This window comes from Haemophilus parainfluenzae, assembly GCF_014931275.1.
In the GTDB taxonomy this organism is placed as follows: Bacteria; Pseudomonadota; Gammaproteobacteria; order Enterobacterales; family Pasteurellaceae; genus Haemophilus_D.
Genome location: NZ_CP063110.1, coordinates 529,510 through 544,236, shown reverse-complemented (window position 1 = coordinate 544,236; position 14,727 = coordinate 529,510). Strand labels below are relative to the sequence as shown.

Genomic DNA, 14,727 nt, shown 5'->3' with positions numbered 1-14,727 from the left:
TTTTTCTCAATAAAAAATCCCCTTTCGGGGATTTATTGATTATTTATCTGCTTTTTTCGTGGTTTTCTTTACCGTTTTTTTCGACTCAGATTTACCTTCAGATTTGACCGCACTTTTCTTTGTCGTAGTAGACTTTGTAGTCTTCTCTTTTGTCGTTGCGGATTTAGTCACTTTTTTCTTTGGCTTTTCAGCTAAATTTGCCGCTTTCCATTCCTCAAATTTTTCAAGTAACACTTTACCCATTGGGCTTGGATCACCTGTAAATAAGGTTTGTAAGCCATTATTTTCAATGATATGACGGCGAAGTTCTAAACGTTCTTGATGGTTTTCAGCTAAACGAATTGCACGTTCAACATATTCATCTACCGTATTTGCAATTAACCATTCCGGTAAACCTAAACGTTTAAATAACCCTTCATCAATATGTTCATGCACTTCTGCACCGGTTTTACATACGCCCACTAAACCTAATGTCACCATATCAATAATGCCATTCGTGTTACCAAATGGGAATGGATTCACCATCATATCGCAGTTATGCAAAATACGAAGATATTGATCATAAGGTGCATGTGGATGAGCTGTCGCATCATTACCTAAATAAGATTTAATAAAACGCTCAACATAAGGATGAGTCACACCACTGGATTGACCTAAAGCAAAGTGGAAATGAACTTTGACATTCGCACGATCACGAATAGCTTTTAATGCTGTCAAGAAATATGGATTAAGCTTCATTGTAGTAGAAGCAATACCAATATTTACGACTTCAGGATTTTCACGTAAACGATACTCTACGTGTTGCGGTGCAAGCGCTGAAGGTACATAAGGAAGAGCATCTTTTGGTAAACGCAATAATTGCTCACTGAAGCATTTTTCAGAACCCACATAATCATCTTCTACAATCACATATTCAATAAAATCAGAATGTGTCGTAGCAGGATGGCCTAAAGCAATCACTTGAATCGGTGCAAGACGCGTGTTACTTGCAAAAATGGTGGTTAAATCCATCCCAATACTTGGCATATAAAGAACGGCTGCACCATTTTTTTCACAAATATCTTTTAATTCATTCAATTTACCAAAAATATTATCACCTTTTAATAAATGGAATTCATCAAACACCGCTTGGCCTGCTGCATCTACAGCTTCATTACCCACACCAATTAAATGAAAACGCTCACGCGCGGCAATCATTGAAGTAGAATGCGTACGATAAATTGAATGAGATGAATGGAAATGCTCCAATAATACAACCATGACAGGTTTGCCATTACGCTCACCTAATTTCGTGACATCGCGGTCAGTCCATCCACCTTGCAATAAATGACGACGAATGACTTGGTTTAATGCTTTTTTCACCCAGTGTTTATTTTCAGCAATATCGTAACTGCAATGCATATACACATCATGTGAAATTGCACTTGGCACATTATTTAAGTTTTCAATCGTCGCTAATTTTTCAGGGAACCATTGTAAAAGCGTACCACGCTTAGAAAACGATTGTTCTGTACCAATAAAACGTGGTGATTGCAACGCAAAACAAAGCGATGCGCATAACTCTGGATCTAAATTCCATAAAGCATCAAGATTAACATTCACATTAGATTCTGGCAGGTAGAAAATACAGAATTTAATTAATGATGATCTCGTATTATCTAAATGGAAATCGGATAAATTGGTTTTATCTGGATTGCGGTTATAAGCTTGTAAAACATGATCCGCATTCACAAATGGTGATGACGCAAAAATCATATTAATCCAACGTTGTAAGGTAAAGAAACGTTGTGCACCACCTTCAGAAATATCTAATTGAGGATCAGAAAATAACTCACTTATTGCTACCGCTACACGGGTACAAAAATGCTCAACTTTCTCTTGTACTAATTCATCATTTAATTGACTAGGATAATCAATTTCAATGCCTTCTATACCACCAAAATTAGTATCGATTTTGTTTAAAATATCCAACAATTCAACGCAAGCTACTTCATAGTTTTTTGCTGCTACTTCCTGTTCAAAACGGATAACACTTGGTTGTTTTTGTGTTTCTACCATTTCTAAATTCCTTTGGTAAAAAATAAATAAGATTAATAATTAACAGGTTCCCCACAGATCATATTCATCTGAATGGGTAATGGTTACTTTAATAAATTCGCCTACTTTCACAGGCGTGCCACTTAGATTTTCAATATAAACTAAGCCATCAACTTCTGGCGCATCAGCTTTTGTACGCCCGATAATACCTTCGTCATCAATTTCATCCACAATTACATCAAGCGTTTGGCCTATTTTTTGTTTTAATCGTTCAGCCGAAATTTCTTGTTGTAACTGCATAAAGCGGTGGAAACGTTCTTCTTTTACATCTTCAGGCACTTGGTCGGCCATTTCAGTTGCAGGAGCGCCTTCTACTGGGCTAAATTTGAAACAGCCCACACGATCAAGTTGTGCCTCTTTTAAGAAATCCAATAACATTTGAAAGTCTTCTTCTGTTTCACCTGGGAAGCCTACAATGAAAGTTGAACGCAAGGTTAAATCAGGACAAATCTCACGCCATTGCTTGATACGCTCTAAAGTGCGGTCAATTTTTCCTGGTCTTTTCATCGCTTTTAAAATTTTTGGACTCGCGTGTTGCAATGGAATATCCAAATAAGGCAACAATAGACCTTCCGCCATTAATGGAATTAAATCATCCACGTGAGGATAAGGATAAACGTAGTGTAAACGTACCCAAATGCCTAATTTACCAAGTTGTTTACACAAGGTCATTAAGTCATTCTTAATTGGCATACCATTCCAGAAAGCGGTTTTAACCCCACCTTCTTTGCGTTGTGTATCCATCGCATAAGCAGAAGTATCTTGTGAAACAACCAATAACTCTTTCACTCCCGCATCAGCAAGACGTTTTGCTTCATCCAATACTTGCGTAATAGAACGGCTTTCTAAATCCCCACGTAATGAAGGGATTATACAGAATGTACAACGATGATCACAGCCTTCTGAGATTTTCAAATAAGCATAGTGTTTTGGTGTTAATTTCACCCCTTGTTTTGGTACAAGGCTGGTGTATGGATTATGCTCTGGTTTAGGAACGTACTTGTGTACTTGTGCCATTACTGTTTCATAACTGTGCGGACCGCTCACTTCCAATACTTTCGGGTGAACTTGGCGAATTTGATCTTCTTTCGCACCCAAACAGCCGGTCACTATCACGCGTCCATTTTCTTCCAACGCCTCTCCAATGGCTTCTAGGGATTCCTGTACAGCACTATCAATAAAACCGCAAGTATTCACAATGACCAAGTCCACATTTTCATAACTTGGCACAATGTTATACCCGTCAGTACGTAATTCAGTTAGAATACGTTCGGAATCCACTAAATTTTTAGGACAACCTAAACTTACAAAGCCAATATTCGGCGTTGATTTTTGCATAAATTTATTCTCAGCTATCATCATCTTTCAAAACTTTAGATTTTACTCAATTTCAAGCAGAAAGGCGATAAATTAAAGGTAAATTGATTGTAAATTTGCCCATTAAAGTCCTTTTTTCAGGTAGAATAACGCCCGTTTTTTATTTACTCATATTCATTATTAACATGGAAAATTCTTCTCTTTTTTCGACCGCTCTTGAACAGACGGCTTATTTACTTATCCTAGGGAAAATGCTACTCGCACTTGTACTTGGCGGGATTATTGGCTTAGAGCGTGAACTTAAACATAAACCGGTTGGGGTCAAAACCTGCGCCATTATTGCGGTGACAACTTGTGTACTGACGATTGTATCCATTCAAGCCGCAGAACATTATGCGCAAGTTTCAGATAATATCCGAACTGACCCTATGCGACTTGCCGCACAAGTAATCAGTGGCATAGGTTTCTTAGGTGCAGGGGTTATTTTGCACAAGAAAAATGATGCTATTTCAGGTTTAACCACTGCAGCAATCATCTGGGCTGCAGCAGCTATTGGTGTGGCAACAGGTGCTGGTTTTATTTTTGATGCGATTATTGCCACTTTAATGATTTTAATCGCCATCCGTATCAGCCCGATTGTGCAGCGTTATGTTCGTCGTAAAACCTATAAAAAACGTACTCGTTTAGCCATTCAACTGAGCTCCGCTAACGGCATCAGTAAGGTGACAGATTTATTATTGAAACATGATTACCGCATTGAAAATATCTCGGTAAAAGACCAAGCAAGTGGTGAAGTTCGCTTGCAAGTGCGATGCTACAACATTGATAATGAAATGCTAAAAGATGTCTATACGCTATTAAAAACAGAAGATGAAGTTTTGAGTGTGGATGTAGAAAATTAAAATCAGCTTAAAGTAACACATTACTTCTATTGTAAAACCACTACTTGCTAGACAAAAAGTTAAATACTTAAACTGGATAACGTCATGAATTTACAAGATAATTTCGAGCAGCATACGCCGATGATGCAGCAATATCTCAAGTTAAAAGCAGAAAATCCTGACATTTTGTTATTTTATCGAATGGGGGATTTTTATGAGCTTTTTTATGATGATGCAAAAAAAGCGGCAGCGTTGTTAGATATTTCTTTAACTAAACGTGGACAATCAGCAGGTAATCCCATTCCCATGGCGGGTGTGCCTTATCATGCGGTAGAAGGTTATTTAGCAAAATTAGTGCAATTAGGTGAACCTGTAGCCATTTGTGAGCAAGTAGGTGATCCTGCCACCTCAAAAGGGCCGGTTGAACGAAAAATTGTGCGAATTGTGACACCAGGTACGGTAAGTGACGAAGCGCTTTTACCAGAACGCCAAGATAACTTAATTGTGGCGGTTTATCAGGAAAAAGAAAAATTCGGTCTAGCTACATTAGACATGACATCTGGACGCTTCCAGCTTTGTGAACCTCATTCAAAAGAAGCCTTGCAAGCTGAATTACAGCGTATTAATCCCGTAGAATTACTTTATTGTGAAGATTTTGCCGAAATGGCTATTATCGAACATTATAAAGGCCTACGCCGTCGCCCAATTTGGGAATTTGAACTTAGTACGGCGATTTCAGAACTTAATCGTCAATTTGGTACGAAAGATTTACGTGCATTTGGTGTAGAAAAATCACCTCTTGGCTTGGCAGCAGCAGGCTGTTTATTGCAATATGCAAAAGAAACTCAACGTGCTTCTCTGCCACATATTCAAAGTATTAGTGTTATTCAAAATAACGATAATATTCAATTAGATGCCGCAACACGCCGAAATTTAGAACTCACTCAAAATCTTGCGGGTGGTACAGAAAACACACTGGCTTCGGTATTAGATAAATGTGTTACGCCAATGGGTAGCCGTTTGTTAAAACGTTGGATTCATCAGCCTATCCGTCAAACAGACATTTTATTAAAACGCCAAAAAACCATTGGTGAAATTATTGAGCAAGATTTGTATCACGAATTGCAGCCTTATTTGCAACAAGTGGGGGATATGGAACGGATTCTTGCTCGTGTAGCACTACGTTCTGCGCGTCCTCGAGATCTCACGCGTTTACGTACTGCATTAGAACAAATTGAACCGATAAAATCGCTGATTCATACAAAAACATCGTCAAATTTGACCGCACTTTCCGCGCAAATTGATGATTTTTCCGCGCAAATCGAGCTACTTCAAAAAGCAATTATTGAAACTCCTCCGTTATTAATTCGCGATGGTGGTGTTATTGCTGAAGGTTATAATGCAGAATTAGATGAATGGCGAACCCTTTCCGCTGGTGCAACGCAATATTTAGAAAATTTAGAACAACGTGAACGAGAAAGCACAGGTATTGATACCTTAAAAATTGGCTTTAATGCAGTGCATGGTTATTACATTCAAATTAGCCAAGGGCAAGCTCATAAAGCACCGATTCATTATGTTCGCCGTCAAACATTAAAAAATGCCGAGCGCTACATTATTCCTGAATTAAAAGAATATGAAGACAAGGTTTTAAAATCAAAAGGAGCGGCGCTTGCTTTAGAAAAGCAACTTTATGATGAATTATTTGATTTATTGCTGCCATATTTAGGCCAATTACAATTAGCCAGCTTGGTATTGTCTGAGTTAGATGTGTTAGTTAACCTCGCAGAGCGAGCAGAAACCTTAAATTATGTTGCACCACAATTTAGCGATGAAATTGGCGTAAAAATTGAAAATGGTCGTCATCCTGTAGTGGAACAAGTCTTAAAAGCCCCCTTTATTGCTAACCCTGTTAATCTCAATCAGCAGCGTCATTTACTGATTATTACTGGCCCAAATATGGGCGGCAAAAGTACCTATATGCGTCAAACAGCTTTAATTACGTTAATGGCTTATATAGGCAGTTTTGTGCCGGCTGATAGCGCAGTTATTGGGCAAATTGATCGGATTTTTACTCGAATTGGTGCCTCTGATGATTTAGCATCCGGTCGTTCTACATTTATGGTGGAAATGACAGAAATGGCGAACATTCTTCATCAAGCCACTTCACAAAGTTTGGTTCTGATTGATGAAATTGGACGAGGTACGTCTACTTATGATGGGCTTTCTTTAGCTTGGGCTTGTGCCGAATGGTTAGCGAAGAAAACCCGTTCACTTACATTATTTGCGACCCATTATTTTGAACTCACCGCACTGCCAGAACAAATTGAAGGTATTGCTAATATTCATTTAGATGCATTAGAACATAACAATACCATCGCCTTTATGCATGCGGTTCAAGACGGGGCTGCAAGTAAAAGTTATGGTCTTGCTGTTGCAGCGCTGGCTGGTGTGCCTCAATCCGTGATTAAACTGGCGAAGCAAAAATTACATCAGTTAGAAAAATTGTCGGCACAAAATGGTGATCAACAAATTCAACATTTGAGAGCATTAAATCAATATCAAGGTGAATTAGCTTTTGAAGCAGAGCCAGATGCTTTACGTGAAGCCATTGAGCAGCTTGATCCAGATGAATTAAGTCCAAAACAAGCCTTAGCTTATCTGTATCAATTGAAGAAAATGCTGTAAGAAATAAAAAAGAGCGGTCAAAAAATTCATTGTTTTTTATGACCGCTCTTTTATTTTCACTAATTTCTTAAAATCTCATAGATTTCAGAATCTTTTCTATCGAGATAATGAATGGATTGGATTTTACGAATGGTGCGTGATTTACCACGAATTAATAAGGTTTCTGTCGTTGCCAAGTTTCCACGGCGAGAAATTCCTTTGAGCAATTCACCGTGCGTAATTCCCGTTGCAGCAAAAACAAGGTTATCATCACGCACTAAATCTTCTAATTTTAAGATTTCATTGACCTTCACACCTAAGGCTTCACAACGTTGAACTTCTTCAGCGGCAATTTTACGGTTTTCCTCTGTATCGCCTTTCACTTCATTACGTGGAATAAGACGAGCTTGCATATCCCCACCTAATGCACGAATTGCAGCGGCAGCTGCCACACCTTCAGGTGCACCGCCAATGCCATAAACAATATCCACTTCAGCATCCGGTAAGCAACATAAAACCGAAGCGGCAACATCACCATCTGGAATAGCCATCACACGAATACCTAGATTATGCATTTGCTTAATCACTTCATCATGACGTGGTTTAGCGAGTACCATCACCGTTAAATCCGATAAGGATTTACCTAAACGAGAAGCTACACGGCGAAGGTTTTGTTCAATTGGTAAACTTAAATCAATCATGCCTTTCACTTCAGGGCCGACGACCAATTTTTCCATATACATATCAGGTGCTTTTAAGAAGGTACGTTTACCACCAGCAGCCAACACTGAAATGGCATTTGATTGGCCCATTGCTGTCATTCTTGTACCATCAATAGGATCAACCGCAATAGAAACGAGTTCACCGTTACCAGAACCTACTTTTTCGCCAATATAAAGCATTGGCGCTTCGTCAATTTCCCCTTCACCAATCACAATTTCACCGTCCATATGGATTAAATTCAGCATATAACGCATGGCTTTGACTGCCGCATCATCTGCTGCATTTTTATTACCACGTCCAAGCCAAGTATAAGCCGCTAATGCAGCCGCTTCGGTTACTCTTGAAAATTCAATAGCTAATGCACGATTCATTTTTCTCTCCCAATGCAAAAAGTCTCGCTATTTTATCACTAAGCAAACGTTTGCATAATAATTTTTGACAAGAGGCTTTTAAAAATAGGATTAAGTGGGTAGAATAAAGCCGTTTCGGACTTATTTTAAAAAAGGAAATCACTATGTCTTTAGAAATTTTAGATCAGCTTGAAGAAAAAATTAGACAAGCAGTAGAAACCATTCAATTACTTCAACTTGAAGTGGAAGAATTAAAAGAACAAAAAAATCAATCTCAACAAGCGGTAGAAGCGTTGCAACATGAAAACGAGCAACTTAAAAATGAACACCGCAACTGGCAAGAACACATTCGTTCATTGTTGGGTAAATTCGACAACGTATAATGACTATAAAGGCTTAGAAAATCTAAGCCTTTTTTCTTATTAGGAAACAATATGAATATTTGCGTGATTTCAGGCAGCACGTTAGGCGGCGCTGAATATGTGGCGGAACATTTAGAAGATGTGCTAAAAACACAAGATTTTTCTACCGCACTTTTCCACGGACCAGAACTTGATGATGTGATTGATGAAAATATTTGGTTAATTGTCACTTCAACACATGGCGCAGGTGAATTGCCTGATAATTTAAAACCACTCTTTGAACAAATTGCGGCATCAGATAAAGATTTCTCTTCCCTCCGCTTTGCCGTTGTAGGCTTAGGCAATTCAGATTACGATACATTCTGTCATGCCGTGAATAAAGTCGAAACACAATTAAGTGAAAAAAGTGCGGTCAAAATTTGCGAGAGTTTAAAAATCGATGTCTTGCATGTTGATGATCAAGAACAATTTGCGGAAGATTGGCTACCACAATTTATAAATGCACTTTAGTCATAATAAAGCGATAATTTGAGTTTATTGCTTTTTCTTTATCCATTATCAAAAAAAATTACCTGTGGATAACTTTACTAAAACCTGTCAAAAACTTGTTCTTTTCCACTGAGTAAATATGATGATTGTTTTAACTGTGGATAAAACTCAAGGTTATCCACAAGAAAAAGCCTCCAAACTGATGACATTTCAACACAGTCTAAAATGATCTAACTTCTTCATTTAAAAAAGGAAAAGGATCTTATTAACAATATAAAAGGATCTTAATAGTAACAATAATAAGATCTTTATATATAAATAGATCTTATCTTTATTACCTCTCGATCTTCTCTTATCACAGATTGAATTCTTACTTTCAAGCACACGTAATTTTCAGTAGAATAGCGCCTATTTTTAGATCGAAGATCAAATTGAAGACGAAGAGAGAGATATGTTTTACACCGAAAATTATGATGTGATCGTTGTTGGTGGCGGTCATGCCGGTACAGAAGCCGCATTAGCACCAGCACGTATGGGATTAAAAACCCTATTATTGACACATAATGTCGATACCCTTGGACAAATGTCATGTAACCCAGCCATTGGCGGCATTGGTAAAGGCCATTTAGTGAAAGAAGTGGATGCTATGGGCGGCTTAATGGCGCATGCTGCAGATAAGGCGGGTATTCAATTTCGTACTTTAAACAGCAGTAAAGGGCCTGCTGTACGTGCAACTCGTGCTCAAGCTGACCGTGTGTTATATCGTCAAGCGGTACGCATCGCACTTGAAAACCAACCAAATTTAGACATTTTCCAACAAGAAGTGACCGATATTTTAATTGAGCAAGATCGCGTTTGTGGTGTGGAAACTAAAATGGGACTTAAATTCCGTGCGAAATCAGTTATTTTAACTGCCGGTACTTTCTTAGCGGGTAAGATCCATATTGGTTTAGAACATTATGAAGGCGGTCGTGCAGGTGATCCGGCATCTGTTACACTTTCTCATCGTTTACGTGATCTTAATTTACGTGTTGATCGTTTAAAAACGGGTACGCCACCGCGTATTGATGCACGCACGATCAATTTTGATATTTTAGCTAAACAGCATGGTGATGAGGTGTTGCCTGTATTCTCTTTTATGGGATCAGTGAATGATCACCCTCAACAAATTCCTTGTTATATCACCCATACTAATGAACAAACCCATGAAGTGATCCGTAATAACTTGGATCGCAGTCCAATGTATACCGGTGTGATTGAAGGGATTGGTCCGCGTTATTGTCCATCCATTGAAGATAAAGTGATGCGTTTTGCGGATCGTAATTCACATCAAATTTATTTGGAACCAGAAGGCTTAACCAGTAATGAAGTGTATCCAAATGGAATTTCTACCAGTTTGCCGTTTGACGTGCAAATGGGCATTGTGAATTCTATGAAAGGTTTGGAAAAAGCTCGCATCATTAAACCAGGTTATGCCATTGAATATGATTATTTTGATCCACGTGACTTAAAACCAACGTTAGAAACTAAATCGATTTCGGGTTTATTCTTTGCAGGTCAAATTAACGGTACAACCGGTTATGAAGAAGCGGCGGCACAAGGCTTATTAGCGGGGATTAACGCAGGTCTTTACGTACAAGAAAAAGATGCATGGTATCCACGTCGCGATCAATCTTATACAGGCGTATTGGTGGATGACCTTTGTACGCTTGGTACCAAAGAACCGTATCGTGTATTCACTTCTCGTGCTGAATACCGTTTGTTATTACGTGAAGACAATGCAGACATTCGTTTAACGCCAATTGCCCATGAATTAGGTTTGATTGATGAGGCTCGCTGGGCGCGCTTTAATCAAAAAATGGAAAATATTGAACAAGAACGCCAACGGTTACGCAGCATTTGGCTGCATCCACGCTCTGAATATTTAGAAGAAGCGAATAAAGTGCTTGGCAGCCCACTTGTGCGTGAGGCCAGCGGTGAAGATTTATTGCGCCGTCCAGAAATGACCTACGATATTTTGACTTCTTTAACTCCATACAAACCGGCAATGGAAGACCGAGAAGCCGTAGAACAAGTGGAAATTGCTATTAAGTATCAAGGCTATATTGAGCATCAACAAGAAGAAATTGAAAAACAAAAACGCCACGAAAATACGGCAATTCCAGCTAACTTTGATTACAGCAAAGTGTCTGGTTTATCTAATGAAGTACGTGCGAAGTTAGAACAGCATCGTCCGGTTTCCATTGGCCAAGCAAGTCGAATTTCAGGCGTTACTCCTGCAGCAATTTCAATTATTCTGGTGAATTTGAAAAAACAAGGCATGCTAAAACGTGGGGAGTAAACTTCTCAGGTATTGAAAGCAAAAGTGCGGTGAATTTTCATCGCACTTTTTTATATTACAAATTAAAAAGATGTAATTAGTAGGCTAAATTTTTGCTGAAATAAAACACTAAGGATTTTAACCGCACTTTCAAGTAGAATGACGACAAACAGACAAGATAGATAGAAAAATGAAAGCAAAACTCGAAAATTTACTGGCTCAAGCAGAAATTCAATTAACCGATCTACAAAAAGATCAGCTGATTCAGTTGGTACAATTACTCCATAAATGGAACAAGGCTTATAATTTAACTTCTGTGCGTGATCCGCAAGAGATGTTAGTAAAACATATCTTAGATAGTATTGTTGTTAGTCCTTATTTACAAGGGGATCGTTTTATTGATGTGGGAACAGGTCCAGGCTTGCCAGGACTGCCTTTGGCCATTATTAACCCCACTAAGCAATTTGTCTTGTTAGATAGCTTAGGCAAGCGCATTAGCTTCATTCGAAATGCAGTACGTGAGTTAGGACTAACAAATGTAGAACCTGTTCTTAGTCGCGTTGAGGAATACCAACCTGAACAAAAATTCGACGGTGTATTAAGTCGTGCATTTGCTTCGTTAAAAGATATGACAGATTGGTGTCATCATTTGCCAAAACAAGATGGATATTTTTATGCTTTAAAAGGCATTTATCACGAAGATGAAGTTCAAGAATTAGATAAAAAATTCGAAGTAAAAGACGTGATAACTTTGCATGTACCAGAGCTTATAGGTGAGCGACATTTAATCGTTTTACGATAAAACACACTTTTTTTATGACTATTTTGTTAATTATTTTTTAAAAGTGTGATTTGTTTAACATTTTTTAGTGGTTTAAAAGTTGAAACTCTTTGTAGCACGGGTATAATTAGGTAGTTTTTGTATTTTAAAAAAATAAGATAATGTCTAAGGTTTTAACGCAGGCCAAAAATCGATATCAAAAAGCGATGATCATTGAATCAGTTTGTCTTGTTGTTTTTGGTTTGTTAGTTACGCTTTGGCAAGGTGAAAGTGCGGTAGATTTTAGTTTAGGATTTATCTGTGCTTTTGTGCCATTTTGTGCTTTTGCTTATATTGTTTTTTTTCGTAAACAAGATTTCTCAACAAAATTAACAGCATTTTATCGTGGTGAAGCATTGAAATTTATGCTGACGATTGTGCTTGTGGGTGTGTCCTTTAAATGGCTTTCTATCTCACATTTTATTTTGTTTTTTGTTGGTTTTTTTACGGCATTAGCGTTGAATAATTTTATTCCGTTTTTGTTAAATAAATCTTAAATTTTTTTCTTTTTTCTACAAAGGGTTGACTATGTCTGGACAAACGACTTCCGAATATATTGGCCACCATTTGACCTTCTTAAAAACAGGTGATGGTTTCTGGAACGTTCATGTTGATACGCTCTTTTTCTCGATCGTGTCTGCAGTGATTTTCCTGTTTATTTTTTCTCGCGTTGCAAAAAATGCAACGACAGGCGTACCGGGCAAAATGCAATGTTTGGTTGAAATTGTCGTAGGTTGGGTTGATGGCATTGTGAAAGAAAACTTTCATGGCCCGCGTAATGTGGTAGCACCAATTGCTTTAACCATTTTCTGCTGGGTATTCATTATGAATGCTATCGACTTAATTCCTGTTGATTTTCCTCCTCAACTTGCCAGCCTCTTTGGTATTCATTACTTAAGAGCCGTGCCAACAGCAGATATCAGCGCAACCTTAGGTATGTCGATCTGCGTATTCTTCCTTATTCTTTTCTATACAGTTAAATCAAAAGGTTTTAGTGGTTTAGCGAAAGAATATACACTTCATCCTTTTAATCATTGGGTGTTTATTCCAGTAAACTTTATTCTTGAAACCGTAACTTTATTAGCAAAACCTATTTCTCTTGCTTTCCGTCTATTCGGTAATATGTATGCAGGGGAATTAATCTTTGTTCTTATCGCTGTGATGTACTCTGCAAATGTGGCCATCGCGGCATTGGGAATTCCGTTACACCTTGCTTGGGCTATTTTCCATATTTTGATTATTACGTTACAAGCATTCATCTTTATGATGTTAACGGTCGTTTATTTAAGTATTGCTTATAACAAAGCAGATCATTAATCATTTTTTATTAACCGGCTCTAGGGCTAAACTTAACTTCTATTGGAGAACATTATGGAAACTGTAATTACAGCGACAATCATTGGTGCATCAATCCTTCTTGCATTTGCTGCATTAGGTACTGCAATCGGCTTTGCGATCTTAGGTGGTAAATTCTTAGAATCATCTGCTCGTCAACCTGAATTAGCATCTAGCCTACAAACTAAAATGTTTATCGTGGCAGGTCTTTTGGATGCGATTGCAATGATTGCTGTTGGTATTTCATTACTTTTCATTTTCGCAAACCCATTCATCGGTTTATTACACTAATCACCTTATTTGCTTATCAACGTAAAACAAGCATAGTAAGGAGGACGTTGTGAATTTAAATGCAACATTGATTGGTCAACTTATTGCGTTCGCACTTTTCGTGTGGTTCTGCATGAAGTTTGTTTGGCCACCAATTATTAATGCGATTGAAACACGTCAAAGCCAAATTGCGAACGCGTTAGCGTCAGCTGAAGCAGCGAAAAAAGAGCAAGCAGATACTAAAAATCTTGTGGAACAAGAACTTTTATCTGCAAAAGTACAAGCTCAAGATATTTTAGATGCTGCTAATAAACGTCGCAATGAAGTGTTAGACGAAGTGAAGGCAGAAGCCGAAGAACTGAAAGCAAAAATTATTGCTCAAGGTTATGCTGAAGTAGAAGCAGAACGTAAACGTGTTCAAGAAGAATTACGTGTTAAAGTGGCTTCATTAGCAGTGGCTGGTGCTGAGAAAATTGTGGGTCGTTCTATTGATGAAGCGGCAAACAATGACATTATTGATAAATTAGTTGCAGAGTTATAAGAGGCTTAGCTTATGTCAGAATTAACTACAATAGCTCGCCCTTATGCAAAAGCTGCATTCGACTTTGCCATTGAACAAAGTGCGGTCGAAAAATGGACTGAAATGTTAGGTTTTGCTGCTGCCGTAGCTGAAGATGAAACGGTAAAAGCTTACTTAAGTAGTTCTCTTTCTGCACAGAAATTAGCTAATACAGTAATTTCTATTTGTGGCGAACAATTGGATCAATATGGGCAAAATCTTATTCGGTTAATGGCTGAAAATAAGCGTTTGAGTGCGATTCCTACCGTGTTTGAAGAATTTAAACATTATGTAGAAGAACACCAAGCTATTGCAGAAGTTGAAGTAACTTCCGCACAACCATTGAATGCAACACAAATCGAAAAAATTGCAGCTGCAATGGAAAAGAGATTAGCTCGCAAAGTAAAATTAAATTGCAACGTAGATAGCTCACTGATTGCCGGTGTGGTTATTCGTACTGAAGACTTTGTGATTGACGGAAGTAGCCGTGGGCAACTTGCTCGTCTCGCAAATGAGTTGCAATTATAAGAGGAATAC

14 protein-coding genes are annotated in these 14,727 nt (G+C 38.1%); 11 read left to right on the top strand and 3 right to left on the bottom strand.

Going from position 1 to position 14,727, the window contains the following annotated elements:
• Positions 1-39 precede the first annotated feature (39 nt).
• On the bottom strand, positions 40-2,058 hold the full coding sequence (locus tag INQ00_RS02655) for a UDP-glucose:protein N-beta-glucosyltransferase (RefSeq protein ID WP_197547230.1): 2,019 nt from the start codon (positions 2,056-2,058) through the stop codon (positions 40-42).
• A gap of 39 nt (positions 2,059-2,097) precedes the next feature.
• Positions 2,098-3,435, bottom strand: a complete 1,338-nt coding sequence (gene rimO / locus INQ00_RS02650) for a 30S ribosomal protein S12 methylthiotransferase RimO (protein WP_197547229.1) — start codon at positions 3,433-3,435, stop codon at positions 2,098-2,100.
• 164 nt (positions 3,436-3,599) lie between these two features.
• Between rimO and INQ00_RS02645 the strand changes: the two genes are divergently transcribed.
• Together INQ00_RS02645 and mutS are read left to right on the top strand one after the other, a co-directional pair.
• Positions 3,600-4,316 (top strand): MgtC/SapB family protein, encoded by a 717-nt coding sequence (locus INQ00_RS02645; protein WP_049364256.1) that lies wholly within the window; start codon positions 3,600-3,602, stop codon positions 4,314-4,316.
• Between the two features lie 84 nt (positions 4,317-4,400).
• Positions 4,401-6,983 carry a DNA mismatch repair protein MutS gene (mutS, locus tag INQ00_RS02640; RefSeq protein ID WP_197547228.1) on the top strand — a complete coding sequence of 861 codons (2,583 nt, stop codon included), beginning with the start codon at positions 4,401-4,403 and terminating at the stop codon, positions 6,981-6,983.
• Between the two features lie 59 nt (positions 6,984-7,042).
• Here mutS and glpX read toward each other — a convergent pair whose 3' ends face one another.
• A complete protein-coding gene (gene glpX / locus INQ00_RS02635; protein WP_197547227.1) occupies positions 7,043-8,056 on the bottom strand; it encodes a class II fructose-bisphosphatase in 1,014 nt (337 codons plus the stop codon).
• A gap of 143 nt (positions 8,057-8,199) precedes the next feature.
• Here glpX and INQ00_RS02630 point away from each other — a divergent pair, with 143 nt between their 5' ends.
• From INQ00_RS02630 to atpH, 9 genes are all read left to right on the top strand, one after another.
• Positions 8,200-8,418 (top strand): cell division protein ZapB, encoded by a 219-nt coding sequence (locus tag INQ00_RS02630; RefSeq protein ID WP_049370030.1) that lies wholly within the window; start codon positions 8,200-8,202, stop codon positions 8,416-8,418.
• A gap of 51 nt (positions 8,419-8,469) precedes the next feature.
• The gene (mioC, locus tag INQ00_RS02625) at positions 8,470-8,907 is read left to right on the top strand and encodes an FMN-binding protein MioC (protein ID WP_197542622.1); all 438 of its coding nucleotides are present in this window, start codon (positions 8,470-8,472) and stop codon (positions 8,905-8,907) included.
• 430 nt (positions 8,908-9,337) lie between these two features.
• On the top strand, positions 9,338-11,227 hold the full coding sequence (gene mnmG, locus INQ00_RS02620) for a tRNA uridine-5-carboxymethylaminomethyl(34) synthesis enzyme MnmG (protein ID WP_197547226.1): 1,890 nt from the start codon (positions 9,338-9,340) through the stop codon (positions 11,225-11,227).
• A 169-nt stretch (positions 11,228-11,396) separates the two neighbouring features.
• Positions 11,397-12,008 carry a 16S rRNA (guanine(527)-N(7))-methyltransferase RsmG gene (gene rsmG / locus INQ00_RS02615; protein ID WP_111327429.1) on the top strand — a complete coding sequence of 204 codons (612 nt, stop codon included), beginning with the start codon at positions 11,397-11,399 and terminating at the stop codon, positions 12,006-12,008.
• Positions 12,009-12,148: 140 nt separating this feature from the next.
• The gene (locus INQ00_RS02610; RefSeq protein WP_197547225.1) at positions 12,149-12,523 is read left to right on the top strand and encodes an ATP synthase subunit I; all 375 of its coding nucleotides are present in this window, start codon (positions 12,149-12,151) and stop codon (positions 12,521-12,523) included.
• Positions 12,524-12,554: 31 nt separating this feature from the next.
• On the top strand, positions 12,555-13,343 hold the full coding sequence (gene atpB / locus INQ00_RS02605) for a F0F1 ATP synthase subunit A (protein ID WP_075916789.1): 789 nt from the start codon (positions 12,555-12,557) through the stop codon (positions 13,341-13,343).
• Positions 13,344-13,397: 54 nt separating this feature from the next.
• Positions 13,398-13,652: a F0F1 ATP synthase subunit C gene (atpE, locus tag INQ00_RS02600; protein ID WP_005629249.1), complete on the top strand. Its 255-nt coding sequence runs from the start codon at positions 13,398-13,400 to the stop codon at positions 13,650-13,652.
• Positions 13,653-13,701: 49 nt separating this feature from the next.
• Positions 13,702-14,172: a F0F1 ATP synthase subunit B gene (atpF, locus tag INQ00_RS02595; RefSeq protein WP_197547224.1), complete on the top strand. Its 471-nt coding sequence runs from the start codon at positions 13,702-13,704 to the stop codon at positions 14,170-14,172.
• Between the two features lie 12 nt (positions 14,173-14,184).
• Complete coding sequence (gene atpH, locus INQ00_RS02590; RefSeq protein ID WP_197542617.1) at positions 14,185-14,718, top strand: F0F1 ATP synthase subunit delta; 534 nt, start codon at positions 14,185-14,187, stop codon at positions 14,716-14,718.
• Positions 14,719-14,727: the final 9 nt, after the last annotated feature.